This is a genomic window from Sphingosinithalassobacter sp. LHW66-3, from assembly GCF_050703275.1.
GTDB lineage: Bacteria > Pseudomonadota > Alphaproteobacteria > Sphingomonadales > Sphingomonadaceae > Sphingomonas.
The window spans coordinates 457,255-482,687 of record NZ_CP193482.1; the positions used below are offsets into that span (position 1 = coordinate 457,255).

Below are 25,433 nucleotides of genomic sequence, written 5' to 3' on the forward strand. Positions count from 1 at the left end.
AGGGGCTGTCAGGCGACCGGGTCAAGCAGGCCGAACTGCCCGTTGGTCTCGCGCTCGTCCTGATCGGTGAGCGACGTGGGATAATCGCCGGAGAAACAGGCGTCGCAATAGCTGGGGCGGAAGGCCGAGCGGCTCTTCTCGCCAAGCGCCTTGTAGAGCCCCTCGATCGAGACGAAGGCGAGGCTGTCCGCCTTGATGTGGCCGGTCATTTCGGCGAGGTCCATCTGCGCCGCCAGCAGCTTCGAGCGCTCGGGCGTGTCGACGCCGTAGAAACAGGGATGTTTGGTCGGCGGGCTGGCGATCCGCATATGCACTTCGCTGGCGCCGGCATCGCGCATCATCTGCACGATCTTCGACGAGGTGGTGCCGCGCACGATCGAATCGTCGATCAGCACGATGCGCTTTCCGGCCACGACCTCTCGGTTCGCGTTGTGCTTGAGCTTGACCCCGAGATGGCGGACCGCGTCGGTCGGCTGGATGAAGGTGCGGCCCATGTAATGCGAGCGGATGATCCCCAGCTCGAACGGGATGCCCGACTGATGCGCATAGCCGATCGCCGCCGGAACGCCCGAATCGGGGACGGGGATCACGATGTCGGCCTCGACCGGGGCCTCGATCGCGAGCTGGGCGCCGATCGCCTTGCGGACCGAATAGACCGATTGCTCCGCGGCGAGCGAATCGGGCCGCGAGAAATAGACATATTCGAAGATGCACGGACGCGGCGCATGGGGCGGCAGCGGGCGATGCGACGTCACTTCGGTGCCGCGGACTTCGATGAGCTCGCCCGGATCGACGATCCGCTCGAACTCGGCGCCGACCACGTCGAGCGCGACGGTTTCCGACGCGAAGATCACCGCGTCGCCGCGGCGACCCATCACCAGCGGACGAATGCCGAGCGGGTCTCGGCAGGCGATCATGCCCTCGGGCGTCATGATGATCAGCGAATAGGCGCCCTCGACCTGCTTGAGCGCGTCGACGATCTTGTCGAGCAGCGTGCGATAGCCCGAAGTGGCGACCAGATGGATGATGACTTCGGTGTCGGAGGTCGACTGGAAGATCGAGCCGCGCGAGATGAGCTCGGCACGCAGCCGCATTGCATTCGAGATGTTGCCGTTGTGCGCGACGGCGAAGCCGCCGCTCGCCAGCTCGGCATAGAGCGGCTGGACGTTGCGCAGCGACGTCTCGCCCGTCGTCGAGTAGCGGACATGGCCGCAGGCGACGGTGCCGGGGAGGCGGCGGATCACTTCCTCGTCGTTGAACGTCTCGCCGACCAGCCCCATCGCGTGGCGCGTGTGGAAGCCGTAGGAATCGTGGCTGGTGATGCCCCCGGCCTCCTGGCCGCGGTGCTGGAGTGCGTGCAGGCCGAGCGCAGTGAGCGCGGCAGCACCCTCGGCTCCTGAGACGCCAAAGACGCCGCATTCCTCACGCAGCTTGTCATCATCGAACGGATTGGTGGTCAGCATCGGCCCTCGGGGGAGATGGTGTCGCGCGGCATATAGGGATCGCGGACGCGTTTGTCGCCCTTTTGTCACACTCGTTTGAACTCGGGGTGAATTCAGGAGTTTTCCGCAGGGAAAGGAGGGTTTCCCATGGCCAAGGACCACGGCAGCCAGATCAAGAACGACGACACCTATGAGGCGTTGCGCGACGAAGGCGCCTCGAAGGAGAAGGCTGCGCGAATCGCCAACGCGCAAGCCAACGACTCGATCAGCCAGCGCAAGGGCACGCTCGACGAGCGCAGCAAGGACGAGCTGTACGACGAGGCGAAGGAGATCGGCATCGAGGGCCGTTCCAAGATGGACAAGGGCGAATTGATCGACGCGATCCGCAACCATTGAGCGCGGCATTGAGCGTGGCGCCGGATCGCGTAGAGACGGGCGCATGGACGAGATGCGCGAGAAGGGCCTGGCCCTCGACCCGAAATGGAACGCCGAAGGTCTGATCACTGCGGTGGTGACCGATTCCGCCAGCGCCGCCGTGCTGATGCTGGCGCATATGGATGCAGAGGCGCTCGCGCGCACGGTGGAGACCGGCGAGGCGCATTTCTGGTCGCGCTCGCGCAAGCGGTTGTGGCGCAAGGGCGAAGAGTCGGGAAATGTGCTGCGCGTCCGCGAGGTGCGGATCGATTGCGATCAGGATGCCGTGTGGGTGATCGCCGATCCGGCGGGACCGGCATGCCACACCGGTGCGGCGAGCTGCTTCTACCGCCGGATCGAAGGCGATCGGCTGGCGCGAGTCGAATGAGGCGAACCGCTGCCGTGCTGCTTCTGCTCGCGGGCTGCTCGGACGGAACGGCGCCGGGCGATCGCAATGCCGCCGCGCCGACAGCCGATCTGGAAACCGCCGCCATCGAGCGCGGGCTGGTGCGCGATCCGGCCGAGACCGAGATAGCAGGCCTGTATGCGCGCGACGGCGACCGGCTGTGCATCGTCCCGGACGGCTATGGATATCGCGTCGGCGCCTATGTCGATTACGGCGACGGGATCGGCTGCAGCGGAAGCGGGCGCGTGAGCCGGGCCGGCGACACGATGCGAGTCGAGCTTGGCGAGGGATGCAGTTTCGACGCCGAATTCGACGGCGAGCGCATCCGCTTTCCCGGGCAAGTGCCCGGCGCCTGCGGCGAACGCTGCACCCAGCGCGCATCCTTCGCCGGATTCGAAGCGACTCGGCTGAGCGAATCCGAAGCGGAGGCAGCGGCGCTGCGTGATCCGCGCGGGCGGCAGCTCTGCGCCTCGGAGGGTTGACGTTCACGTAAAGGTAAGCTAATTATCCTCCATGTCCGCCGCACCGGATCTTTCGGGCTATGCGCCCATTGAGCCGCGCACCGACCGCGAGCATTTCTCGATCTCAGACCTGTGCGCCGAGTTCGAGGTCACGGCGCGCGCGCTGCGCTTCTATGAGGACGAGGGGCTGATCGCGCCGGAGCGGCGCGGGACGACTCGTGTCTATTCGCATCGCGATCGCGCGCGGCTCGCCTGGATCCTTCGCGGCAAGCGCGTGGGTTTCAGCCTGGCCGAGATCCGCGAGATGATCGACCTGTACGACGTCGACGACGACAGAAGCGTGCAGCGCCAGGTGACGCTCGAGCGTTGCCGTAACCGCATCGACTTGCTCGACCGGCAGAAGCAGGACATCGACGCAGCGATCGCCGAGCTGGCGGCGTTCGTCGATCTGCTGGAAAGCCAGCCCGACCCTAACGCCTGAGGAACCATCACATGCCGCAATATACGCCGCCCGTGCGCGACACTCGCTTCATCCTGGACCGGGTGATCGGCCTCGACCGCTATGCGGAGCTGTCCGGCTTCGCCAACGCCAGCCCCGACATGGTTTCGGCGGTGCTCGACGAGGGCGGCAAGTTCGTGGCCGAAGTGCTGTTCCCGCTCAACCAGTCCGGGGATCAAGAGGGCTGCACGCGCCATGACGACGGCAGCGTGACGACTCCCGAAGGCTTCAAGGAAGCCTATCGCCAGTTCGTCGAGAGCGGCTGGGGCACGCTTTCCGCTCCGGCCGAGTTCGGCGGGCAGGAAATGCCGCACGTCGTTTCGACTGCGTTCCAGGAATATATGATCTCCGCCAACATGGCGTTCGCCATGTATCCGGGGCTGACGCACGGCGCGATCGCGGCGCTGCTCGCCAAGGGATCGCAGGAGCAGAAGGAGAAGTACGTCCCCAAGATGGTGTCCGGCGAGTGGGGCGGCACGATGAACCTCACCGAGCCGCAGTGCGGCACCGACCTGGGCCTCATCAAGACCAAGGCCGAACCGCAGGCCGACGGCAGCTATTCGATCAGCGGCACGAAGATCTTCATCTCCTCGGGCGAGCACGACCTGACGGACAACATCATCCATCTGGTGCTGGCGAAAACGCCTGGCGCGCCGGACAGCACCAAGGGGATCTCGCTGTTCGTGGTGCCCAAGTTCCTGGTGAACGACGACGGATCGCTCGGCGAGCGCAATGCCGTCTCGTGCGGCTCGATCGAGCACAAGATGGGCATCCACGCCAATTCGACCTGCGTCCTCAACTATGACGGCGCCAAGGGCTGGCTCGTCGGCGAGGAGATGAAGGGCCTGGCCGCGATGTTCATCATGATGAACGCGGCGCGGCTCGGCGTGGGGCTGCAGGGACTCGGTATCGCCGAAGTCGCCTATCAGAACGCCGTCGTCTATGCCGCCGATCGCCGCCAGGGGCGGGCGCTGACCGGGCCCAAGGAGCCCGAGGAAAAGGCCGATCCGCTGTTCGTCCATCCCGACGTGCGCCGCATGCTGATGGAAGCCAAGGCACTGACCGAAGGGCTGCGGGCGCTGTGCCTGTGGGGCGGCCTTCAGGTCGATCTGGCACAGGAGGCGCAGGACGAGGAGGCGCGGCAGCTTGCCGACGATCTGGTCGGGCTGCTGACCCCCGTCATCAAGGGCTATGGCACCGACATCGGCTACAAGGTCGCGACGGATGCGCAGCAGGTCTATGGCGGCCACGGCTACATCGCCGAATGGGGCATGGAGCAATATGTCCGCGATGCGCGGATCGCGATGATCTACGAAGGCACCAACGGCGTGCAGGCGATGGATCTGGTCGGCCGCAAGCTGGCGCAGAACGGCGGTCGCGCCGTGCAGGCCTTCTTCAAGGTAGTGACCGACGAAGTCGCGGCGGCGAAGGAGATGGCCGAGCTGAAGGACTTTGCCGAGCGGCTCGAGAAGGCGCTGGGCGACCTGCAGGGCGCGACCATGTGGCTGGCCTCGAACGGCTTCCAGAACCCCAATCACGTGGGCGCCGGCGCCTATCCCTATATGAACCTGATGGGGACGGTCGCGCTAGGACTGATGTGGCTGCGCATGGCGAAGGCGGCGACCGAGCAGCTGTCGCAGGGCGCCGAGGACGCCAAGTTCCTCGAGGCCAAGCAGATCACCGCGCGCTTCTTCGCCGAGCGCATTCTGCCGCAGTCCGAAGGGCTGCGCCGCCAGGTGGAGAGCGGCAGCGACGCAGTGATGGCGCTTGATGCGGAGATGTTCGCCGCGGCGTGAGCCGGTACGGTTTTGCTTGAGATGAAGCGGCGGCGGCGGCCATAAGCATGGCATGACGCTGCCGCTCGTCCCGCTGGAACCGCTCGAGCGCGGCTATCTTACAGTTCTGCGCGTGCGCGCCGCGATCGGGGCGCTGATCCTGCTCGTCGCCGCCGCACTCGGCGACGTGCTGTTGCTTCCCGAGCTGGGGCTTGCGCACGGCTGGATCATCGCGCCGGCGGCAGCGGTCGCCGTGTGGACCACCATAATCGCGCTGCCGCGCAGATGGCGCCGCTGGGGCTATGCCTTCACCGGGCGCGAGCTGCATGTAGCGCGCGGCTGGCTGTTTCGCGCCCACACCATCGTTCCGGTCGTGCGGGTTCAGCATATCGATGTGGCGCAGGGCCCGATCGAGCGCGGCTGCGGCGTGGCGACGCTGGTGCTGCACACGGCTGGGACCGATGCCGCCACCGTGGCGCTTCCGGGCATCACGCGCGCGGGGGCCGAGGAGATCCGCGACGCGATCCGCGCCCAGCTGACGGAACGGCCCTGGTGAGCGAGGACGCCGACGGCGCGCCGCGGCGGCTGCACCCGTTCGCGCCCGTCCTCACCATCCTCCGCAACGCGCCGTCGAACGTCGCCGGACTGCTGGCGGCGGGCGCCGTGGCCTTCCAGTCGATCGAGTGGGCCTCGCCCGCGGTCGTGATCGCCCTTGCGGCCGCCGGCGGCGCGATCTGGCTGCTGTTCGCCTGGCTGGCGTGGCGGCGCTTCACCTATCGCGTCAGTGCCGACGAGCTGGTGATCGAGCGGGGCATCGTCAGCCGGCATCGCCGGTCGATCCCACGCGAGCGCGTGCAGGACGTGGCGATCGAGCAGGGCCTGCTCGCGCGGATGCTGGGGCTGGCCCGTGTGCGCTTCGAAACGGGTGGCAGCGAGACCGACGAGGGCCTGCTCGAATGTGTCTCGCTGGAGGAGGCGCGGCGGCTGCGAACGGTGGTGCGCGGCGCCGCGCCGCGGCAGCGCACCGCCAGTGCCACGGAGGAGGAGGAGCCGGAGGAGCGCCTGCTCTACCGCCTCGCGCCCGGCCGCTTGCTGCTGTTCGGGCTGCTCAGCTTCTCAATGCTGTGGGTGGCGGCGCTGTTCGGTGCGGTCGAGCTGTTCGGCGGCATGTTCGGCGCCGAAATCGCCGATCTGGCGGATTGGGTCGAGGACAGCGAAGCCGAACTCCGTGCCCGGATCACGGTGCAGGTGGTGCTGGGGTTGGTTGCCCTTGCGGTGGTGCTCGGCGTGCTTTCGGGGCTCGCCCGGACGGTGGTGCGGGACTTCGGCTTTCGCCTGACGAGCGCGGAGGGGCGGCTGCGGCGCGTGGCCGGACTGGTGCGGCGCAGCGAGACGGTGGTGGCGATCCGCCGCATCCAGCTGGGGCTGGTGCGGCGCGGCGGACTGACCGGCGCGTTCGGCTGGGGAGCGCTTGCCGTCCAGACGCTGGGCGGCAGCAACGACGCGTCCGGCAGGCAGCGGCTGGCGCCGTTTGCCCGGCGCGAGGAGATCGCGGCGCTGATGGCGGAGGCGGGCCTGCCCGCGTTCGAGCGGCTGGCGCTGCGGCCGGTTTCGTGGCGGCACGTGCCGCGCGCGATGGTGCATCACGTGCTGCTGCCTGCGCTTGCGCTGGGTGCAGCGGTCTTCTTCTTCCCGCCTGCCTGGCCGATTCTATTTCTGCTGCCGTTCCTGCTCGGCGGTGCGCTGCTGGGCCGCCGCTTCCACCGCTACGGTCTGCTGCCCGAGAGCTTCCAGGTCGCCCGAGGCGTGTTGGCACAGCAGGACTGGGTGGTGCCCTATGGCCGAATCCAGACGGTGACAGTGCGGCAGGGGCCACTCCAGCGGCTGCTGGGAGTCGCCACCGTCGGCGTCGATACTGCCGGAGCGGCGGGGCTGCTGCGGCCGGATGTGACCGATGTCGCCGAAGCCGATGCAGTCGCGCTGGCGCGCGAATTGATCGAGCGCGTCTAGGGCGCGGGGGCGGGTGCGGCCGGGCTGGACGAGGCGGCCGGCGCGGGCACGGTGAACCGCACCGGCGGACGCGCCGCCGGACTGGGCGCCGGCTGAGGTTCGCCGCGGCGGCGCACCCCGGCGAGCGGCGCCGGTGCGGCGGCGGAGTCGATCGCGGGCGGCGACGGCTCGGGAGTGGAAGCTGCGAGCGGCTGCGCGCGCATGCACTGGAGCGGGCTGGGCCGCTCGAAGCGGTTGCAGTTCCACAGCGCCTTGGCGAAACCCTGGCGCTCGTCGCGCAGATAGCTGAACGCCATCGACGCAACCTGTTGCGAGCTGAGCGGCAGGCGCGACGGCGTGCTCGCGCGGTCGGTCCAGGCCATGAACTTGCAATAGGGACGGGCGCCGCACGTCCGGATCGCCAGCGCCGCGAAGCTGTCCGCGCCGATGGCGGGATCGAGCGTCACCAGAAAGCTGTTCGAGTCGCCGGCCAGCGGGCGCGGCACGGCGGCGTCGGGGAAGTCCTCGGGAGCGAGCACGTCGCCTTCGGCGATCTCCTCGGTTCCATCGCCGGCATGGAGCGCCGACAAGCGGGCGAGACGCGGCTCCATCGGCTCGCTTCCGGCATAGCCTCGGCGGAACGCGCCGGGCGTTCCCCACCAGCCCGTCCAGCGGAAGAAGAGATGCGTATTCACCTCGGTGATCTTCTCGAGACTCGAACTCCAATAGGGAACGACCCAATCGGTGTGATAATGGGTCGCGTGGCCGACGGGCGAATAGACCTCGCCATGCAGCGCCGCGCGGGCGATGCCGCGGGCGCGCTCCCAGGCGGCGGGCGAGGGCGCGCGCGCCAGTGCACCGTCGCAGGTGAAGGTGAACTGGCATCCCGTGCTGCGCTCGGCACCCTGGAACACGACGCCGCACACGCTGTTCGGGAAGGCAGGGTGGCGCACCCGATTCAGGACGACCTGCGCGACCGCGCGCTGGCCCACGGGATCATCGCCCGCTTCGTAATAGACGGCGGAGGCAAGGCAATCGACTGCCCGTGCCTGGTCGGCGGCGTCGCCGAAGATGCGGAACGCGGCCGCCGCCGGATTGGGCGCAGTGGAGAATGGTACGGAGGCGTTGATCGAACGCGCGTCGTCGGGCGTCACTTCCGCCAGGGCAACCGGCTCGACCGGAGGCAGCCGGGTTTCCGGGATGACCGGCTTGCGGTCAGCCGCCGTGTCGGCTGCGGCAACCGCGGACGAATCGATCCGCGGCGTCGTCGCGACCAGCGTGGTGGGGACGGCGATCGCGAGCATGCCGACGAGCGCCAACACCGCAGCAAGGTGCGACGGGACGTGATGTTCGCTGCCCGGCGGCACGTGGCGTTGCCAGAGCGCATCGAGGCGCCGGAGCAGGTCGGGCAAGGGAACAGGCAAGAATCGCTCCGTGCGGGGCAGGCGCCCGTCCATAGCGCAGCGGCCGCCCGGGCGGAACAGAGCCGCGCGCGCCCTGCCGCACGACGGCCAGTGCTCAGCGCGAGCGGATGTTCAGTCGGTCCAGACGCCCCGCGCTTCGCACAGATCCCACTGGTCGGAGGCCTTCAGGCGACACGCCGCACCCGCATTGCCCCGCTCGCACGCCCGATTCTCCCGGCGGAAGCGGTTGTAGCAGCTCTCGGGCCGTTCGGTGACGCCGGACACGTCCGGATCGAACCCCGCTCGAACGACTTTTGCCTGATCCCGCGGCACCGAGCGCGCCGCCACGACGGCACTGGATGCAGCCGCGCGAACCTCCCGAACGCCGCTCGGCGCATCCCCTCCGAAAGCCAGCGGCCACCCGAGAAAGACGGCCAGCATGACGGTTATACAGATCATCGCATTTCGCACGAGTTCCCCCCGGAAGTCTCAAGCGTTGTCCCCCGACTCGGCTATTCTATCGTTAAGCAGGGGTTCATGCGAGTCTCTCAGCTTTCCGGAAGGAACTCCGGAACCGACAAATAGCGCTCACCTGTATCATAATTGAACCCGAGGACGCGCGAACCCTCCGGCAAGTCGGGCAGCTTTTGCAGGATCGCCGCGAGCGTGGCGCCCGAGCTGATGCCCACCAGCATGCCTTCCTCGGACGCGGCGCGGCGGGCCATATCCTTGGCGACCGCGGCATCGACCTGGATGGTTCCGTCGATCGAGCCGGTGTGCAGATTGGTGGGGACGAACCCGGCGCCGATGCCCTGGATCGGATGGGGGCCGGGCTGTCCCCCCGAGATCACCGGAGAGAGTTCGGGCTCGACGGCATAGACCTTCAGTTCCGGCCACTCCTTCTTCAGCGTCTCGGCGACGCCGGTGATGTGCCCGCCGGTGCCGACGCCGGTGATGAGGACATCGATCGGAGAGTCCCGGAAATCCTCGAGTATCTCGCGTGCCGTCGTGCGGACATGGACGTCGATGTTGGCCGGGTTCTCGAACTGCTGGGGCATCCACGCACCCGGCGTCTGCGCGACGAGCTCGTTCGCGCGTTCGATCGCGCCCTTCATCCCCTTCTCGCGCGGGGTGAGATCGAAGCGCGCGCCATAGGCGAGCATCAGCCGTCGCCGCTCGATCGACATGCTTTCCGGCATTACCAGAACGAGCTGATAGCCCTTTACCGCGGCTACCATCGCGAGGCCGACGCCGGTGTTTCCGCTGGTCGGCTCGACGATCGTGCCGCCCGGCTTCAGCTCGCCCGACTTCTCGGCGGCCTCGACCATCGCCAGAGCGATGCGATCCTTGATCGAGCCGCCGGGGTTCGACCGTTCGGACTTGATCCAGACTTCGGCATCGGGAAACAGCCGCTGGATGCGGATGTGCGGCGTGTTGCCGATGGTGTCGAGGATCGTCTGGGCCTTCATCGCATGCACCTCCTGATGTTTCGTTGGCGTGCGACTTGGGGGGAGGAAATGGCGAACGCAAGGTGCGCGGCGGCTCAGCGCGCGCAGTCCATCCAGCGATAGGCGACCATGCCCGCGCCGCCGGCCGCCGCGAAGCTGAGATAGTAGGAGGCTCCGACGAAGATCAGCAGCGGGCCCAGCAGTGCGTGCCACAACATGCCTTCCAGGAAATAGCCGCGCACGCGCGTTTCCCCGTGCAGCTCGAGGCGATTGCGGATGCGCGGCGCGAGCAGCGAGAACAGGATCGCCAGATAGGTCGCGACCAGCACGGCGCCGGCGCCGAGCGGCTCGGGCAGGAGCGAGGACTGCGGCAGCCAGCCGGCAGTGGCGCGGCTCAGCCAGATGAACACCATCACGGCGACCATCGCGCCGATCACGCGCGTCTCCGCGCGCGGGCCTGTCCGTGGCTGAGGAGTTGGAGGAATCGAGCTGTCGGACGCGGTCAGCGCGTCGCGTCGGCGCCACCGCGTGCGCTGGGTGGTGCGTGCGGCGAGGCCCTTGTCCGTGTGAATGCTCCCCATGCCGCGACGGTACACGGCAGAGCCGAAGGATCGGTAAAGGCGATGCCGCTATTTGGCCGGGGAGGGCGTGGTGGAGGTGAATTCGAAGCTCTCGGGCGGATCGAAGGTGCGCGCGCGGCGCAGCTCGGGGAAGATCCGCGCCCAGAGACCGGTAACGAGGATGGCGCCGATGCCGCCGCCGACGACCGCCGCCACCGGGCCGATGAGCGCGGCGAGGAACCCCGATTCCGCTTCGCCGAGCTCGTTCGAGCCCGAGATGAAGAGGGTGGAGACCGCGCCTACCCGACCGCGCATCTCGTCCGGCGTATAGAGCTGGATGAGCGACTGGCGGATATAGACCGAGACCATGTCCGCAGCGCCGAGCACGAAGAGCGCCGCCAGCGAGAGCAGCACGGCAGGAGCGAAATCGTGGCCGACCGCGCCCGGCCCGATCAACGGCTCGAGCACCGGCCCGGCAAGCCCGAATACAACGGTTGCCGCACCGAACGCGCCGACCGCCAGCAACATCTTGCGCCCCACCTCGGTACGAAGCGGACGCCAGGAAAACAGCAGTGCCGTCACCACCGCGCCGAGCGCAGGCGCGGCGCGAAGATGGCCGAGACCATCGGCCCCGACATGCAGGATGTCGCGGGCATAGACCGGCAGCATCGCGGTGGCGCCGCCGAGCAGCACCGCGAAGAGATCGAGCGAGATCGCGCCGAGCACCAGCCGGTTGCGACGGACATAGCGCAGCCCGTCCACCATCTGCGCCCAGGGATTGCGCGCGCCCTTGATCGCGCGGCGCGGAACCGGCGTGATGAGCATCAGCATCAGGAAGGAAAGCGTGAACAGACCGCTCGACACGGCATAGGGCAGCCATTGCGCGGCGGCATAGAGATAGCCGCCCATCGCCGGCCCGATCACCGATCCGCCCTGCCAGGCGATCGAACTGAGCGCGATCGCGGTGGGCAGGATCGCGGCGGGAACAAGGTTCGGGGCCAGCGCCTGGAGCGCCGGGCCGGCGAAGGCGCGCGCCACTCCGAGGAGCGCAGCGATGGCGAACAGCGCGGGAAGCGTGATGGCGCCGCTATAGGTGAGCCAGCAGAGCGCGAAGGCGCACCCTGCCTCGAGCGCGACCGCGCCGCGCGCGATCCAGCGCCGGTCCACACGGTCCGCCACCCAGCCGGCAACCAGCGAGAGCGCCAGCAGCGGCAGGAACTGCGCCACGCCGATCAGGCCGAGCTGGAAGGACGCCTCCTTCACGCTCATCGTCTCGCGGGCGATGTCGTACACCTGCCAGCCGATGACGATCACCATCGCCATCTGCCCCAGCGTCGCGCAGAGCCGCGCGACCCAATAGGCGCGGAAGTTGTGGACGCGGAACGGATGCGACGGTGCGGTGGCGGACATGACGATCGCTTAGTCGCCGCTGCTGCTGCTCGGCAATCGCGTTTTTTTGCGTCCGGGAGCGGATTTCGGCGAGTCGCGGGACTGGCGCCGCGCTGCGCAAACTGCCAGCATCCTGCGCAAAGCGATTCGGAGAGACTGCATGCGCATCAGCCTGTGGCTCGGCGCGGGGCTTCTGGCGCTGGCGGCCTGTTCGCCCGGCGACGAAGTGGCGGTGACGGGCAATCAGGTCACACCCAGCGCCGCGACGGCGAGCTGGGACGAGTTTCGCGACGCGACCATCGAACAGTGGTTCGTGATCGATCCCTATTTCGCGGTCTATCAGGGCCGCCACGAGTTTGACGGCAAGCTGCCCGACTGGAGCGCCGAGGGGCTTCGCGCGCGCGGCGAGTTCCTGAAGGGTGTGATCCGCCAGGCACGGGCGTTCGGCGGGCTGACTCCCCAGCAGCGGTTCGAGCGCGACTATCTGGTGAAAGCGGCCGAGGGGCAGCTCTTCTGGCTGGAGGATGCCGATCAGCCGCAGCGCAACCCGGCCTGGTATGTGGGCGGCGGACTCGATCCCAACGTTTACGTGGCGCGCGACTATGCTGATCCGCTGACGCGGATGCGGGCAATGATCAATTTCCTGAAGGCAGTGCCCGCCGCGACCGAGCAGATCCGCGCCAATCTGTCGACGCCGCTGCCCGCGAGCTACATCGACTATGGCGTCGCCGCATTCGGCGGCTTTGCCGATTATTACGTCGGCGACGCCAAGCAGGCGTTCGCCGGCGTGGGCGACGCCGGGCTGCAGCGCGAGTTCGACGCCGCCGCTGCCGAAGCGAGCGCGGCGATGCGCGGCTTGCGCGACTGGATGGCCGCGCAGCGCGGCAATGCCTCGCGGGATTTCGCACTCGGGCCCGAGCGGTTCTCCCGGATGCTGAAGCTGACCGAGGGCGTCGACGTGCCGCTTGCCGAACTGGAAGCGGTGGGCCGCGCCGACCTGCGGCGCAACCAGCAGGCGCTGGCGCAGGAGTGCGCACGCTTCGCGCCGGGCCGGACGGTGCAAGCGTGCATCGCCAAGATGAACGCGATCAAGCCGGAAGGAGGCCCGGTGGCGGCGGCGCGGCGGCAGATCCCCGAGCTGCGCGCCTTCCTGACCGAGCAGGATCTCGTGTCGATCCCCGGGACCGAACAGGCCGCGGTGCGGGAGAGTCCGCCGTACAACCGGCAGAACTCGGCCTATATCGACATTCCCGGGCCTTATGAGGACTCGCTGCCCTCGACCTATTACATCTCGCCGCCGGACCCGAGCTGGCCCGAGGCGGTGCAGCGTGCCTATGTGCCGGGCGAGCCGGATCTGTTGTTCACCACCGTCCACGAAGTCTGGCCGGGGCACTTCCTTCAGTTCCTCCACGCCAACCGCGTCAGCTCGCCCGTCGGGCGGCTGTTCGTCGGCTATGCCTTCGCCGAGGGGTGGGCGCATTATGCCGAGGAACTGATGTGGGAAGCGGGGCTGCGCGACGGCGACGCGGCCACCCATATCGGCCAGCTTTCGAATGCGCTGCTGCGCAACTGCCGCTTCCTCGCGGCGATCGGCCTGCATGCCCAGGGGATGACCCAGGCCGAAGCGCAGCGGATGTTTCAGGAGCAATGCTATCAGGACGAGGGCAACGCCCGGCAGCAGGCGGCGCGGGGCACCTATGACCCGGCATATCTCAATTATACGCTGGGCAAGCTGATGATCCGCAAGCTGCGCGACGACTGGACCGCGACCCGCGGCGGACGGGCGGCGTGGAAGCAGTTCCACGACCGTTTCCTGAGCCACGGCGGTCCGCCCATTCCGCTGGTGCGCCAGGCGATGATGGGCGAGGATTCGCCGCGCGCAGTCTTCTGACGCGCGGCGGTCATCCGGCCGACAGCGCCCGGACCAGTTCTTCCTTCGACATGCCCGAACGGCCGGGCAGGTCGCGCTTCTTCGCTTCCTCGTAGAGCTCGGCCTTGCTCATCGCGGCGTAGTCGGGCGCGGCAGTGGCGGGCGCCTTGGCCTTTTTGGGGGCAGGCGCGGGCTGAGCGGCGGCCGGATCGACTGCGGGCGCGACCTTGGCGGGTGCGGATTTCGGCTTGGCGGCGGCCGTCTTGGGCTTGGCTGCCGGCTTCGGCGCAGCCTTCGGCGTGGCGACTGCCTCCGCCTTCGCGGCCGGCTTTGCCGCAGGCTTCTGCTTGGGCTTTGCGGGCACCGGATCGTGGCGTGGGCCCCCGACCGGGGCCGGCGGCGCCAGCTCCTCCGGGCGTGCCGCAGGCGCGGGTGCAGCGGCGGGTTCCGGAGCGGCAGCGGGTGCAGCAGCGGTCTCCGGAGCGGCAGCGGGGGCAGGGGCGGGAGGAGCTGCGGGAGCGGAGTGCGACGGCGCTGCGTCCGTTTCCGAACCGCTGCCCGTGACGAGCGCCTTCAGGCGTTGCCAGATGCTGGGGCGGGGGCGGTCGGTGTTCGGCATCGCAACTACTCTCCGGATCGGCTGATGAAAGGATGCAGGTCTTCTAATCGGACTTCCGCCCGCGGCCAAAGCGGAACTTCGGCTGCGGGCCGGAGATCGCGTTCAGAGTCACATTCCGCCGCATTCCTCGGCCAGATAGAGGAAGACGGCGTGGAGCATTTCGGCATCGTCGCGGCTGGCGAAGCTGAGCACCGAGCTTTCGCCGGAGGCCATATGGTCGGCCTGGAGATGGACATGCCGGTCGCCGCTCCAGCGGACGTCGCGCACCTGAGCCCAGTTGATCCCGTAATAGCCGACCGGTCGGCTGTTGGTCTGTTCGAGGACCGTAGGGGTTTCGAGCCGAGTGAAGCAGCGCTCAGTGGAAGTGGCGCCGGTGACTCGGCGGACCATGTGCCAATGGCCCGCGCTCCCCGCCTTCCCCAGGCTGTTGCGGATCGTGACGCCGCTGCCGCCGGCGAAAAAGACTTCCATCGATCCCTGAAGCTGCTCGACCGTCTGGGCGGCGGCGGGCGTGGCGAGCGATATCAGTGCAGCGGAAACGGTTGCTGCAAGCATGCGTATCATCGTCATGGCCCCCCCTGGATCGATCCGCACACTAGCAGTAAATCCCCTGCCGAGCGCAAGTAAAAGGCGCAGCCAAGCCGCCGGGCAAAGCAACGCATGTCATGCCGTGCAGCCGATGCAGCGCGGTACGGTCGTTCTCCAGCCGCGGGGGCACGATGGCGATTTGCCGGCAAATCCATGGAAACGAGCGCCACGTCGCGCGGGGGTGGCGCGCGAAAGCCACGGTTTTCCGACGAAGGTCACACGAAAGTCGCACCTCAACGCGCATGCGCGCCCGCACGCGGGTGCGTGCGCGCGCAAGCGCTCGGCAATGACAGCGAGAGACTCGAAAAACGGCATCCGCCGATCCATGCGACAGGCGGACGCGTGTAGGACAGCGAAAAAGCGCGCGGCGGGCGGGCGCCCTTAGCGGCGATTGCCACCGCCGCGGCGCGGGCCGCCGAAGCCGCCGCCGGCCACCTTCTCGCGGAAAATCAGCCGGCCCTTTTCGAGATCATAGGGCGACATTTCGACCACGACGCGATCGCCGACGATCGTGCGGATGCGAAACTTCCGCATCTTTCCGGCGGTATAGGCGATGATCGTGTGATCGTTTTCGAGCCGGACGCGGAAGCGGCCGTCGGGCAGCACTTCCTCGACCTGCCCGTCGAAGGTCATCAGTTCTTCCTTGGCCATCAGGCGGTAACCTCTGCCATCTCGGCGCCGTGCGCCCGCTGAAGCTCGGTGATGCGATCGGCATAGCCGTCGGCAAGGCCGAGATGCGAACGGCGTGCCTCGGGCGAGGCGGCGGCATCGGCGCGCATGAGCGATATCTGGTGTCGGTAAAGCAATTGGTTGAGGTCCATGACGGTCTCCCTGTCGGCAAGCGGGAGCACGTACAGTCTCTCCAGTCGCAGGCGGCTATGCGTTTCGAAGGATTCGGTTTTGCCAGCGATGGAGCGGGTATAGCATATGGCGCCGCGATTGTCGAACCGCTGCTGCAGCGCAATGCCGATCAGGCGTTCGCGCTCTCGCGTGCCAGATGCTCCTTGTACAGTTCGATGAACTTCGGAAATACCCCGCGCAGATAATAGGCGAGCAACGGCAGATCGTCGGGCTCGCGACCTTCCTGCCGGGCGTAGCGGGCGATCAGCGCGTCGCTTTCGGTCTGCCAATCGCCCGGTGCGGCCTCGACTGCGGGATAGCTGGGCTCGATCCCCGCCGCTTCGAGCTTGCGGCGCAACTCGGCCTCGGCATCGTCGCCCTTTTCGAACACGATGAATTCGAAGCGATCGGCAATGCCCAGTTCGGTGAGGGCGATACGCAGCTTGAGGCAGAAGGGGCAGCTGGCGAGCAGCCAGGCGCGCGGGCGGAACTGCGGGTTCATGGCGACTCCATGCGTGGTCTGTTCCACCCGAGAACGCCCGGCGCGGCGTTCGGGTTCGACACGGGTGTTGCTGCACTGCAACATCGCGTATAGAATGGGGGTATGAAGCTACCCGTCGACCAGGACCGCCCCGAGCCCGCCCCCAACTCCAGCGCCGTCGTGCTGGAAGCGATCGTGCGGCGGCGGTGCCTCTCCGTGACGTATAACCGCAAGCGGATGATCCTGGCGCCGCACATCCTCTACATGCGCAACGGCAGCCCGCATCTCGACGCGGTGACCATTTCGCTCGAGATGATGGCGCCCAAGGTCGTGAAGGTCGGCACCTTCAAGCTCGATGGCCTGAGCGAGCTGCGGCTGACCGAGCGGGAGTTCGCCGTGAGCGACCTGTTCGACGCGGCCGACCCGAAATACGCCGGCGGCGCGTTGCTGGTGGTGGAGTGACAAGCTGCGCTCCGTGATTCTATGCGCTCGCATAGGCTCGCTACGACTCTCGGATGGCATTGTTGCTTTGGACCTAGTACAGTTGTCCCTCGAAAGGCACCGTTCCACGACCGAGATTCGGTGAATGCTCAATGAAGATTTTTCTGCCGAATAGCGCTGACCTTCGGAATATCACTGGGTTTCTAAAGCAGTTTGATCCGGAGGAACCGGACAAGTTGGTTTTCAGTATGCACCCTCGGTTTGTCGCTGTGCACCCTGTGGTCCTCGCTATGACTGCTTGCCTAGCAGAAATGGTTCACAGCCGCGGTGGCGTTGTGGAAGGGGAGGTCGCCAACGTTGCTTCCTTGCCCTACATGATACGCATGAGGCTGTTTGAATTTCTCAGGATAGACCCGAAGAGAGCAATTAGAGAGCATGATGAAAGCGGACGGTTCATTCCGATAACACAGATACAGACTACTGATGACCTTAAGGCGGCGATTACGGACCTCGTTCCACTTTTGCATGCATCGGCTGAAGTTTCTGACCCGATCCGATACGTGTTTTCAGAAATGGTTCGGAACGCGCTGGAGCACGCACAGTCTGAGGTAGGTGTATTCGTTTGCGCTCAGTACTATCCTGATAGTGGCCGTGTTGCCATTGGAATAGCCGATGCCGGTCAGGGAGTTCTTGGATCAATGTCGCGATTCCATCAAGTAGAAAGCGATAGAAGCGCAATAGCTCTCGCGTTGCAACCGGGGATTTCCGGAGCAACGAGCAAAATAGGTGGTAACGAATTCAATGCAGGGGCCGGCCTGTTTTTCACAAAGTCCATTGCAACGTTATCACGTAACTGGTTTTTTTTATACAGTGGTTCTAGTATGTTCCGCTTGATGCGGACTCCCAAGTCGCAGATGCCTGCTCTTCAGGCTGATCCGCTCAAAGATCCGCACAAGTTTGCTGAGGTGTCTCCTTGGCCGGGAACCGTGGTAGCAATGGACTTCAGCGTCGAAGGAGGCGTGGAGTTCGAGGAATTGCTCACAAAAATTCAGGAAGCTTATCACATCGACGTTCGGCATAAGAAAGATTATGCAAAGAAAATAAGGTTCTCCTGATGATAGTGCCAATGTACGCGAGAGTTGGCGACTTTGGTGAGGACAAGGATGCCGCCGCTGCGATTCGCCGAGACACCATTGCTCCAAGAGTAGAAAAAGGACAGGGCGTCACCTTGGACTTCAATGGTGTGAATCTTGTTACCCAATCATTCATACATGCACTTATAAGCGCGGTTCTAAGGCAGCGTGGAGAAGAGGTTCTTGGTTTGATTTCTTTCAAGAATTGCGGCGGTTCGGTTCGGGGTATTATCGAAACTGTGGTGCAGTATTCATTGGACAGCCCTGACTAAAATCACGTTAGCATCCCCTTGTGAGGTCAGCTTACCAGGCCCGTAGGGCCATTCCTATTAAACGCGCCCAAACGTGTTGAGGTAGATTTCTCGGATATCGCCGACGCCAAATTCTTGGCGGAGAGCACGCAAGCGGAATGACAGGGCCTCGCGCGCCCCGTCCGCTATTTCAGCGCCGCGAAGCGTTCGACGTCCTCGATGCGGCCGGAGACGATCAGCAGATCGTCGCGGCGGACCACGGTGTCGGCCTGGGCATAGGTGAAGCTGGCGTGGGGCGACTTGAGCCCGACGACGGTCACGCCATGCGACTTGCGGATGTCGCTGTCGGCCAGGGTGCGATCGTGAAGGATCGCCGGTGCGCGAGTCTTCACCAGCGCGAAATCCTCGTCGAACTCGATATAGTCGATCATCTTGCCGGCGATGATGTGCGCGACCCGCTCGCCCATCCGCGCTTCGGGATAGATGACGTGATGCGCTCCGGTGCGCTCGAGGATCCGGCCGTGGCGCGCGTTGTTCGCCTTTGCCCAGATCACGTTCATTCCGAGATCGACCAGCGCCATGGTGGTGAGCACGCTCGCCTCCATGTCGGTGCCGATGCCGACCACCGCCGCCTCGAAGTCGCACACGCCGAGCTGGCGGAGGGCGTTGATGTTGGTCGAATCGATCTGAACCGTCTGTGTCAGCTTGTCGGCCATCGATTCGACGAGCTGCATGTCGGCGTCGGCGCCCAGCACCTCATGCCCCATGTGCATCAGCGATTCGGCGACGGCGCTGCCGAAACGGCCGAGGCCGATCACCAGAATCGTCGAGCCGCGACGCTGGCGGCGGCGGCGGGAGAACAGCTTAACCAACGATCGGTTGCTCCTGTGGATAGCGGATGTGGTTGCGCACCTGCCCCAGCGCGAGACCGGTGGCGACGGTGATGGTTCCGACGCGGCCGACGAACATCAGCACGATCAGCACCAGCTCGCCCGATGGCGGGAGGCTGGCGGTGATGCCCATCGAGAGCCCGACCGTGGCGAAGGCGGAGATGACTTCGAACAACACGGTATCGAGGCCGTGGGTGGTGGTGCCGAGCAGGATCGCGGTCGCCACGCCGATCAGCGTGAGCGCGAGCAGGATGACGGTGAGCGCCTGGCGCTCGACATGGCTGCCGACGCGCCGGCCGAAGATCACCGCGTCGCGCTGACCGCGAATTTCGGACCAGACAACGATGCCGAGCAGGAAAAAGGTAGTGATCTTGATCCCGCCCGCGGTGCCGGCGCTGCCGCCGCCGATGAACATGAGGACATAATTGGCGAGCACCGTTTCGCTGCGGATGGCCGACACGTCGATCGCGTTGAAGCCGGCGGTGCGGGTGACCACCGAATGGAACATGCCGTTGAGCAGCTTGTCGCCCCAGGCCATCGGCCCGAAAGTCGCCGGATTGCCCCATTCGGACGCCGTGATCCACACGAAGCCGCCGAGCAGCAGGATCACCGTTCCCATCAGCGTGATCTTGGTGTGGAGCGTCCATCGCGCGGGCTCGCGCCGGTTCGCCCAGAGATCGCGCAGCACCGGAAAGCCGAGGCCGGAGACGATGATCGCGACCATGATCGGCACGAGGAAGAGCCAATCGGTCTGGAGCCCGATCAGGCTGTCGCTGTAGGTCGAGAAGCCGGCGTTGTTGAACGCCGAGACCGAATGGAACACGCCGTTCCAGAGCGCGGTACCGAGCGGTTCGCCATGCCCGAGGTGGAGGCGCAGCGCGAGCCACAGCGCCAGCGCGGCCTCGACCAGCAGCGTGACGCCGAGCACCATGCGCAGCACGCTGGCCGCATCCGCACGATCGAGGCGGCTGCGCTCGACATCGGTGACGAGCCGGTCGCGCAGCCGGAAGCCGCGGCCGGCGAGGAGGCCGAGCAGCGTCGCCGCGGCCATGATGCCGAACCCCCCGATCTGGAACAGCAGCAGGATCACCGCCTCGCCGAAGCCGGTCCAGTAGCTGGGGGTGTCGACGACGATCAGCCCGGTGACGCAGACCGCCGAGGTGGCGGTGAACAGCGCCGTCAGGAACGGCGCGCCGCCGGGCCCTGCGCGGGCGATCGGCAGCATCAGGAGGATCGTTCCGATCGCCATGGCCGCGAGGAAGGCAAGCGGGACCACGCGAGTGGGGCGCGTGACGACGGACTTCATGCGACGCATCGGCGCGCGCTCTACGCCTCTGCCGAGCGCATGGAAACAGCTAGTTCACGCGATGCTGACGAAGCTGTCCATCACGCGCTTGCGGCCGGCCTGCTCGAAATCGATCTCGAGCTTGTTGCCTTCGATCTCGACGATTTCGCCATAGCCGAACTTCTGGTGGAAGACGCGCTGGCCGAGCGACAGATCCTCGCGCGGCTTGGCGCCGAAGCTGACGGCGCTGGCGCGGCTTTCGAGGACGCGCGTGGGCTCGCGCGAGAAGCTGCGCGGCTTCCACGCGCCGCCGGGGTTCTTCACGTCGACGCCCGCCGCGCGCTGCCAGCCCGGGCCACGGCCGGTGCCGCGGCCGACATCGGCGAAAGGATCGGCGCGCTCGGACCAGTTGGCGCGCCACAGGCTCTCGCCGCCGGTCATGGTGGTCTCCGCCTCGACGTGTTCGGGCGGCAGCTCGGCAACGAAGCGGCTGGGAAGGCTGCTCGTCCACTGGCCATAGATGCGGCGGTTGGCGGCATGGAGGATCACCGCGCGACGGCGCGCGCGCGTGATCGCGACATAGGCGAGGCGGCGCTCCTCCTCGAGACTGGCGAGCCCGCCCTCGTCGAGCGCGCGCTGGCTGGGGAAGAGGCCCTCCTCCCACCCGGCGAGGAACACCGTGTCGAATTCCAGCCCCTTGGCGGCGTGGATCGTCATGATCGTCACCTTCGCCTCTTCGGCATTGGCTTCATTGTCCATGACCAGGCTGACATGCTCGAGGAAGGCGCCGAGCGTCTCATATTCCTCCATCGCGCGGACGAGCTCGGTGAGGTTTTCGAGCCGGCCGGCGGCCTCGGCCGAACGATCGGCCTGCCACATCGCGGTATAGCCAGATTCGTCGAGGATGATGCCCGCGAGCTCGGCGTGCGAGGGCGCCGAGCTTTCGCCCGCGGCGCCGTCCTCGTCGTCGCCGGCGCGGGAGGACAGCATCGCGCGCCAGCGGGCGATGTCGCCGATCAGATTGCCGAGGCTGCGCCGCGCCTGGGGCGTGAGTTCGTCGGTGTCGAGGATACGGGCCGCGGCGGTGGTGAGAGGTATCCCTTCGCGCCGGGCGAGCTGGTGAACCTTCGCCACCGCCTTGTCGCCGAGGCCGCGCTTGGGGGTGTTGACGATGCGTTCGAAGGCGAGATCGTCGGCGGGCTGGGCGACGACGCGCAGATAGGCGAGCGCGTCGCGGATCTCCTGCCGCTCGTAGAAGCGGAAACCGCCGACGATGCGGTAGTTCAGCCCGATCGCGATGAACCGGTCCTCGAACTCGCGCGTCTGGTGCTGGGCGCGGACGAGGATCGCGAAATCGTCGAGCGACTTGCCGGAGCGCTGGCCGGCCTCGATCTCCTCGCCGACGCGGCGCGCTTCCTCGGGACCGTCCCAGACGCCGATCACCTGAACCTTCTCGCCGGCATCGACCTCGGTCCAGAGCGTCTTACCGAGCCGGCCCGAATTATTGGCGATCACGCCCGACGCCGCGCCGAGGATGTGCGGAGTAGAGCGGTAATTCTGTTCGAGCCGGATCACCTTCGCGCCGGGAAAATCCTTCTCGAACTTGAGGATGTTCTCCACCTGCGCGCCCCGCCAGCTGTAGATCGATTGGTCGTCGTCGCCGACGCAGGCGATGTTCTTGCGCTCCTGCGCGAGCAGGCGGAGCCAGAGATATTGGACGCTGTTGGTGTCCTGATACTCGTCGACCATGATGTAGCGGAAGCGCTGCTGATAGTTTTCGAGCACGTCGCGATGCGTGCGCAGGATCACCAGCATGTGGAGCAGCAGGTCGCCGAAATCGCAGGCGTTGAGCGTCTTCAGCCGCTCCTGATAGGCGGCGTAGAGTTCACGCCCGCGGCCGTTGGCATAATGTTCGTTCTCGCCGGCATCGAGATCGGCGGGCGCGAGCCCCTTGTTCTTCCAGCCGTCGATCAGCCCGCCGAGCTGGCGCGCGGGCCAGCGCTTCTCGTCGAGATCGGCGGCCTGGATGAGCTGCTTGAGCAGGCGCAGCTGATCGTCGGTGTCGAGAATCGTGAAATTGCTGTGGAGCCCGACCAGCTCGGCGTGGCGGCGGAGCATCTTCGCGCCGATCGCGTGAAAGGTGCCGAGCCAGGGCATGCCCTCCACCGCTTCGCCGACCAGCCTGCCGACGCGCTCGCGCATCTCGCGTGCAGCCTTGTTGGTGAAAGTGACCGACAGGATTTCCGAGGGATAGGCCTTGCGCGTCCACAAGAGGTGCGCGAGCCGCGCGGTGAGCGCCGCGGTCTTGCCCGTGCCCGCGCCGGCGAGGACGAGCACGGGTCCCTCGGTGGTCAGCACCGCTTCGCGCTGCGGATCGTTGAGGCCGCGCAGATAGGGCGGGTCGGCTTGGGTCTGGGGCAGGCTGGTCACGCGCGAACAACTAGGGAACGGCGCGCGTCGGGGCAAGTCGGGGCCGGCGAGCGACGGGAACTCGAGCTGGGGGCGGCGTGGCTGCTTTGCCTGGCAAGAGAGCGGGCGCCGTCCGGCGCGCGCGTGTTCGTGCAGGCGCGCTTCCGAGCGGCGTTGCGCGGCCCTCGCGCTTCGCCCAGAGTGGCGGCGCAACGGGGAGACGAGACGATGGACAGGCGCAGACGGCGCTGGCGACTGGGGCTGTTGGTCGGCGTGGCGGTCGCCGTGCTGTGGGCGGCATGGCGTCTGGGACCGGGCGAGCCCGGCCTGAAGGAGGAATGCACGCCCGGCCGCGTGATCGAACGCGACGATGCGGGCGAAGTCGTCGAGATCCGCAGGACCGAATGCCGCGAGGCGGAATAGCGGGCTCGCACAGACTTCCGCACGATCCGCGTCACCGGTAGCGTGCGGCGGCCGCCGCGAACGAATCGCGATGCGGCAGGAGGAACCGACATGCCATTTCTGATTGCGGCAGGGATGCTGGTGCTCGGCGGCAGCTGGGCACGGGCGCAGGATGCGGACAAGCCGGTGGTCCACGTCGATGCGGACCGCGCGGTAGGCGGCTGCATCACGCCCGAAGACGGCGCCCGGCCGCTGTCCGACTTCAGCGAGGCGGAACGGTATGCGATGATCGCCTGCGTCACCGCCGAGGGCGCGGAGCAGATCAACCGCCAGCTGCCACGGCAGATCGACGCGGGCACGACGCTGGAGCGAGTCGTCGCCTCCGGAACGACGCTCACCTATCACTATCGGCTCGACGTGAGCGCCGCAGAGTTCTCGCCGGAACTGGTGGAGCAGTTGAAGGCGGGGACGCGCGCGAACGTGTGCAGCCAGGAACAGATGCGCAATACGATGGCGATCGGCGGGGCCTATGCCTATGCCTGGACCGATCGGAAGGGCGAGACGATCGACACCATACGGATCGTTTCCTGCCCGGAGACGCCCTGACCGGGCAGGTTCGGTCGCGCCGAGCGGCTGCGGCGGATCCCGCCGGGCGCGCGAAACAGAAGCAGCGGGTCGGCGGTAGACGGTTAGGCCGGCCGCAGCAGCGTGAGCTTCGCCTTGCCGTGCACGCGCTCGGCATCGACTGCGAAGCCGGCGACTGCGACTGCCTCGTCCTTGCGCGTCTCGATGCTGATCCAGGTCGCGGGGCCGGTCCAGCCGAGTCGGGCAAGCTTGTCGAGCGCGACGAGGCCGGCCCCAGTGCCATAGGGCGGGTCCATCAGGATGCAATCGAGCGGCGCAGGCGCGGGGCCGAGCGCCAGCACCGACGTGGCGCGGATATCGGGCCGTATTCCCAGCTTTTCGGCATTGGTGCGCAGCGCATCGAGCGCGGCGCGATCCTGCTCGACGAAGAGGCACGAAGCGGCACCGCGCGACAATGCCTCGAACCCGAGGGCGCCCGATCCCGCGAAGAAATCGCCGACCGCGAGCCCTTCGAAGCTGCCGACCCGGCTCGCCAGCATCGAGAACAGCGCTTCGCGCGTGCGATCGGCGGTGGGGCGGGTTTCCTGCCCCCGGGGCGCGACGAGCGGGCGGCCACGCCACTGGCCCGAGATGATGCGCATCAGCGCTTCGTCCGCGGCTTGCGCGGCGGGCCCGAGCGGGGCTTGGGCTTGGCCCAGCCGGTCTTGCGCTTCTGCGGCGCGGCGCTGTCGGGCGTGGCGGGCTCGGCGGCCTTGCGCCTCGTGATGTCGGCGGACTTTCGAGCGGTCGCTCCGGTAGGCTTGCGCCGCGGAGCCTCGGCACCTTTTGGTGCCGGACGCGCGCTCCTGTCACCGGGCTCGGCAAGTGCCGTTCTTGCAGGCTTCGCCGGACGGCGATCGCCGCCCCGCGCCCGAGGCAACGAGCCGGGCTTCGGAGCGGCGGGCGCGGAAGCAGCCGGAACATAGGGGCGCACCGCCAGCTCGAGCGCCGAAGCCGCCTTGCCGCCACCCGTGCCCGCGAGCGCGCGGCGGAACGCGATCAGATCATGCTGGCGCACCTCGTCGACCGCGCCGAGCGGCAGATCGGCGAGGTGGAAGGGCCCGTAGCGGGTGCGGATCAGGCGCGAGACCTTGAGCCCGAGATGTTCGAGAACGCGGCGGACCTCGCGGTTCTTGCCCTCGGTGAGCGTCATCTCGATCCACACATTCGCGCCGGTGCGGCGTTCGAGATTGGCGTCGATCTGGCCATAGCGCACGCCGTCGATCTCGACGCCCTCGATCAGTTGCTCGAGCTGGTCCTGAGTCACGGCGCCATAGGCGCGGGCGCGATAGCTGCGCTCGACGCCGCTCGACGGCAGCTCGAGCTGGCGCTTCAGCTCGCCGTCGGTGGTCATCAGCAACAGCCCCTCGGTGTTGAGATCGAGCCGGCCGACCGGCATCAGCCGCGGCAGATCGCGCGGAAGCCGATCGTAGATCGTCGGCCGCCCCTTGGGATCGCGCGCGGCGGTGAGCAGGCCCTGCGGCTTGTGGAAGCGGAACAGGCGCGCGGGCGCGGCGGCCTTCACCGGTTCGCCGTCGACAGTGACGCCTGCGAGCGAGGGCAGCAGCGTCGCCGGAGTATCGAGCACGGCGCCGTTCAGCGCGACGCGCCCTTCGGCGATCATCCGCTCGACGTCACGGCGCGACGCGATTCCGGCACGGGCCAGCAGCTTCGCGATCCGCTGGAGTTCGTTGGGCTTGGATGGGGACACGGGGCGAGCCTATAGCCGAACTGTGGTCCGCCGCAAAAAGAACTGCGGCCACGGGCACTCGGGCGCGGACTATGCGTTGGAACGTTCCGGCAACGGCACGGCC

General features: G+C 67.1%; 29 protein-coding genes. 13 read left to right on the top strand and 16 right to left on the bottom strand.

Annotated features, from left to right (window positions below; genetic code table 11):
* Positions 1–8 precede the first annotated feature (8 nt).
* The gene (gene purF, locus ACQ450_RS02080) at positions 9–1,463 is read right to left on the bottom strand and encodes an amidophosphoribosyltransferase (protein WP_188054884.1); all 1,455 of its coding nucleotides are present in this window, start codon (positions 1,461–1,463) and stop codon (positions 9–11) included.
* Positions 1,464–1,589: 126 nt separating this feature from the next.
* Here purF and ACQ450_RS02085 point away from each other — a divergent pair, with 126 nt between their 5' ends.
* From ACQ450_RS02085 to ACQ450_RS02115, 7 genes are read left to right on the top strand one after another with little or no spacing between them, the layout of a single operon-like run.
* On the top strand, positions 1,590–1,838 hold the full coding sequence (locus tag ACQ450_RS02085; protein ID WP_431470312.1) for a DUF7218 family protein: 249 nt from the start codon (positions 1,590–1,592) through the stop codon (positions 1,836–1,838).
* 43 nt (positions 1,839–1,881) lie between these two features.
* Complete coding sequence (gene hisI / locus ACQ450_RS02090; protein WP_431470313.1) at positions 1,882–2,244, top strand: phosphoribosyl-AMP cyclohydrolase; 363 nt, start codon at positions 1,882–1,884, stop codon at positions 2,242–2,244.
* A 14-nt stretch (positions 2,245–2,258) separates the two neighbouring features.
* Entirely contained in the window at positions 2,259–2,744 is a 486-nt protein-coding gene (locus tag ACQ450_RS02095) for a hypothetical protein (RefSeq protein ID WP_431470314.1), read from the top strand.
* Positions 2,745–2,775: 31 nt separating this feature from the next.
* Positions 2,776–3,204 carry a MerR family transcriptional regulator gene (locus tag ACQ450_RS02100; protein ID WP_188054888.1) on the top strand — a complete coding sequence of 143 codons (429 nt, stop codon included), beginning with the start codon at positions 2,776–2,778 and terminating at the stop codon, positions 3,202–3,204.
* Positions 3,205–3,215: 11 nt separating this feature from the next.
* Positions 3,216–5,018 (top strand): acyl-CoA dehydrogenase C-terminal domain-containing protein, encoded by a 1,803-nt coding sequence (locus tag ACQ450_RS02105; protein WP_431470315.1) that lies wholly within the window; start codon positions 3,216–3,218, stop codon positions 5,016–5,018.
* A 52-nt stretch (positions 5,019–5,070) separates the two neighbouring features.
* Positions 5,071–5,553, top strand: coding sequence for a PH domain-containing protein (locus ACQ450_RS02110; RefSeq protein WP_431470316.1), 483 nt, complete (start codon positions 5,071–5,073; stop codon positions 5,551–5,553).
* The gene (locus ACQ450_RS02115; protein WP_431470317.1) at positions 5,550–7,007 is read left to right on the top strand and encodes a PH domain-containing protein; all 1,458 of its coding nucleotides are present in this window, start codon (positions 5,550–5,552) and stop codon (positions 7,005–7,007) included. Before ACQ450_RS02110 ends, ACQ450_RS02115 begins: the two co-directional genes overlap by 4 nt.
* Here the strand turns inward: ACQ450_RS02115 and ACQ450_RS02120 are convergent.
* From ACQ450_RS02120 to ACQ450_RS02140, 5 genes are all read right to left on the bottom strand, one after another.
* Entirely contained in the window at positions 7,004–8,410 is a 1,407-nt protein-coding gene (locus ACQ450_RS02120) for a cell wall hydrolase (RefSeq protein ID WP_431470318.1), read from the bottom strand. The genes ACQ450_RS02115 and ACQ450_RS02120 overlap by 4 nt on opposite strands.
* A gap of 111 nt (positions 8,411–8,521) precedes the next feature.
* The gene (locus ACQ450_RS02125; protein WP_431470319.1) at positions 8,522–8,848 is read right to left on the bottom strand and encodes a hypothetical protein; all 327 of its coding nucleotides are present in this window, start codon (positions 8,846–8,848) and stop codon (positions 8,522–8,524) included.
* Positions 8,849–8,937: 89 nt separating this feature from the next.
* Positions 8,938–9,858, bottom strand: coding sequence for a cysteine synthase A (cysK, locus tag ACQ450_RS02130; protein ID WP_431470320.1), 921 nt, complete (start codon positions 9,856–9,858; stop codon positions 8,938–8,940).
* A 74-nt stretch (positions 9,859–9,932) separates the two neighbouring features.
* Positions 9,933–10,418 carry a hypothetical protein gene (locus ACQ450_RS02135; protein ID WP_431470321.1) on the bottom strand — a complete coding sequence of 162 codons (486 nt, stop codon included), beginning with the start codon at positions 10,416–10,418 and terminating at the stop codon, positions 9,933–9,935.
* A gap of 48 nt (positions 10,419–10,466) precedes the next feature.
* Positions 10,467–11,807 carry an MFS transporter gene (locus ACQ450_RS02140; RefSeq protein WP_431470322.1) on the bottom strand — a complete coding sequence of 447 codons (1,341 nt, stop codon included), beginning with the start codon at positions 11,805–11,807 and terminating at the stop codon, positions 10,467–10,469.
* A gap of 139 nt (positions 11,808–11,946) precedes the next feature.
* Here ACQ450_RS02140 and ACQ450_RS02145 point away from each other — a divergent pair, with 139 nt between their 5' ends.
* Entirely contained in the window at positions 11,947–13,677 is a 1,731-nt protein-coding gene (locus ACQ450_RS02145; RefSeq protein ID WP_431470323.1) for a DUF885 domain-containing protein, read from the top strand.
* A gap of 10 nt (positions 13,678–13,687) precedes the next feature.
* Here ACQ450_RS02145 and ACQ450_RS02150 read toward each other — a convergent pair whose 3' ends face one another.
* The 5 genes from ACQ450_RS02150 to ACQ450_RS02170 all read right to left on the bottom strand — a co-directional run bounded on the left by ACQ450_RS02150 (position 13,688) and on the right by ACQ450_RS02170 (position 16,205).
* Positions 13,688–14,275, bottom strand: coding sequence for a Rho termination factor N-terminal domain-containing protein (locus ACQ450_RS02150; RefSeq protein ID WP_431470324.1), 588 nt, complete (start codon positions 14,273–14,275; stop codon positions 13,688–13,690).
* A gap of 108 nt (positions 14,276–14,383) precedes the next feature.
* Positions 14,384–14,845, bottom strand: coding sequence for a hypothetical protein (locus ACQ450_RS02155; protein ID WP_431470325.1), 462 nt, complete (start codon positions 14,843–14,845; stop codon positions 14,384–14,386).
* Positions 14,846–15,244: 399 nt separating this feature from the next.
* On the bottom strand, positions 15,245–15,514 hold the full coding sequence (gene infA, locus ACQ450_RS02160; RefSeq protein WP_188054899.1) for a translation initiation factor IF-1: 270 nt from the start codon (positions 15,512–15,514) through the stop codon (positions 15,245–15,247).
* Positions 15,514–15,684, bottom strand: a complete 171-nt coding sequence (locus ACQ450_RS02165; RefSeq protein ID WP_431470326.1) for a hypothetical protein — start codon at positions 15,682–15,684, stop codon at positions 15,514–15,516. Before ACQ450_RS02165 ends, infA begins: the two co-directional genes overlap by 1 nt.
* A 149-nt stretch (positions 15,685–15,833) precedes the next feature.
* Entirely contained in the window at positions 15,834–16,205 is a 372-nt protein-coding gene (locus ACQ450_RS02170; RefSeq protein WP_431470327.1) for a glutathione S-transferase N-terminal domain-containing protein, read from the bottom strand.
* Positions 16,206–16,307: 102 nt separating this feature from the next.
* Here ACQ450_RS02170 and ACQ450_RS02175 point away from each other — a divergent pair, with 102 nt between their 5' ends.
* From ACQ450_RS02175 to ACQ450_RS02185, 3 genes are all read left to right on the top strand, one after another.
* On the top strand, positions 16,308–16,646 hold the full coding sequence (locus ACQ450_RS02175) for a hypothetical protein (RefSeq protein WP_431470328.1): 339 nt from the start codon (positions 16,308–16,310) through the stop codon (positions 16,644–16,646).
* A 131-nt stretch (positions 16,647–16,777) separates the two neighbouring features.
* A complete protein-coding gene (locus tag ACQ450_RS02180) occupies positions 16,778–17,740 on the top strand; it encodes a hypothetical protein (protein WP_431470329.1) in 963 nt (320 codons plus the stop codon).
* 11 nt (positions 17,741–17,751) lie between these two features.
* Positions 17,752–18,030, top strand: a complete 279-nt coding sequence (locus tag ACQ450_RS02185) for an STAS-like domain-containing protein (RefSeq protein ID WP_431470330.1) — start codon at positions 17,752–17,754, stop codon at positions 18,028–18,030.
* Positions 18,031–18,194: 164 nt separating this feature from the next.
* Here ACQ450_RS02185 and ACQ450_RS02190 read toward each other — a convergent pair whose 3' ends face one another.
* From ACQ450_RS02190 to ACQ450_RS02200, 3 genes are read right to left on the bottom strand one after another with little or no spacing between them, the layout of a single operon-like run.
* Positions 18,195–18,881, bottom strand: coding sequence for a potassium channel family protein (locus ACQ450_RS02190; RefSeq protein WP_431470331.1), 687 nt, complete (start codon positions 18,879–18,881; stop codon positions 18,195–18,197).
* The gene (locus tag ACQ450_RS02195) at positions 18,874–20,214 is read right to left on the bottom strand and encodes a TrkH family potassium uptake protein (RefSeq protein WP_431470332.1); all 1,341 of its coding nucleotides are present in this window, start codon (positions 20,212–20,214) and stop codon (positions 18,874–18,876) included. Before ACQ450_RS02195 ends, ACQ450_RS02190 begins: the two co-directional genes overlap by 8 nt.
* Positions 20,215–20,259: 45 nt before the next feature.
* Entirely contained in the window at positions 20,260–22,614 is a 2,355-nt protein-coding gene (locus tag ACQ450_RS02200) for an ATP-dependent helicase (RefSeq protein WP_431470333.1), read from the bottom strand.
* Between the two features lie 207 nt (positions 22,615–22,821).
* Between ACQ450_RS02200 and ACQ450_RS02205 the strand changes: the two genes are divergently transcribed.
* Both ACQ450_RS02205 and ACQ450_RS02210 read left to right on the top strand, forming a co-directional pair.
* Positions 22,822–23,016 (top strand): hypothetical protein, encoded by a 195-nt coding sequence (locus tag ACQ450_RS02205; RefSeq protein WP_188054905.1) that lies wholly within the window; start codon positions 22,822–22,824, stop codon positions 23,014–23,016.
* 90 nt (positions 23,017–23,106) lie between these two features.
* Positions 23,107–23,601 (top strand): hypothetical protein, encoded by a 495-nt coding sequence (locus ACQ450_RS02210; protein WP_431470334.1) that lies wholly within the window; start codon positions 23,107–23,109, stop codon positions 23,599–23,601.
* 83 nt (positions 23,602–23,684) lie between these two features.
* On the opposite strand, the gene rsmD is transcribed toward ACQ450_RS02210, so the two are convergent.
* Positions 23,685–24,221: a 16S rRNA (guanine(966)-N(2))-methyltransferase RsmD gene (rsmD, locus tag ACQ450_RS02215; protein ID WP_431470335.1), complete on the bottom strand. Its 537-nt coding sequence runs from the start codon at positions 24,219–24,221 to the stop codon at positions 23,685–23,687.
* Positions 24,221–25,330, bottom strand: coding sequence for a pseudouridine synthase (locus ACQ450_RS02220; protein ID WP_431470336.1), 1,110 nt, complete (start codon positions 25,328–25,330; stop codon positions 24,221–24,223). The genes rsmD and ACQ450_RS02220 overlap by 1 nt, the downstream gene beginning before the upstream one ends.
* Between the last annotated feature and the right edge of the window lie 103 nt (positions 25,331–25,433).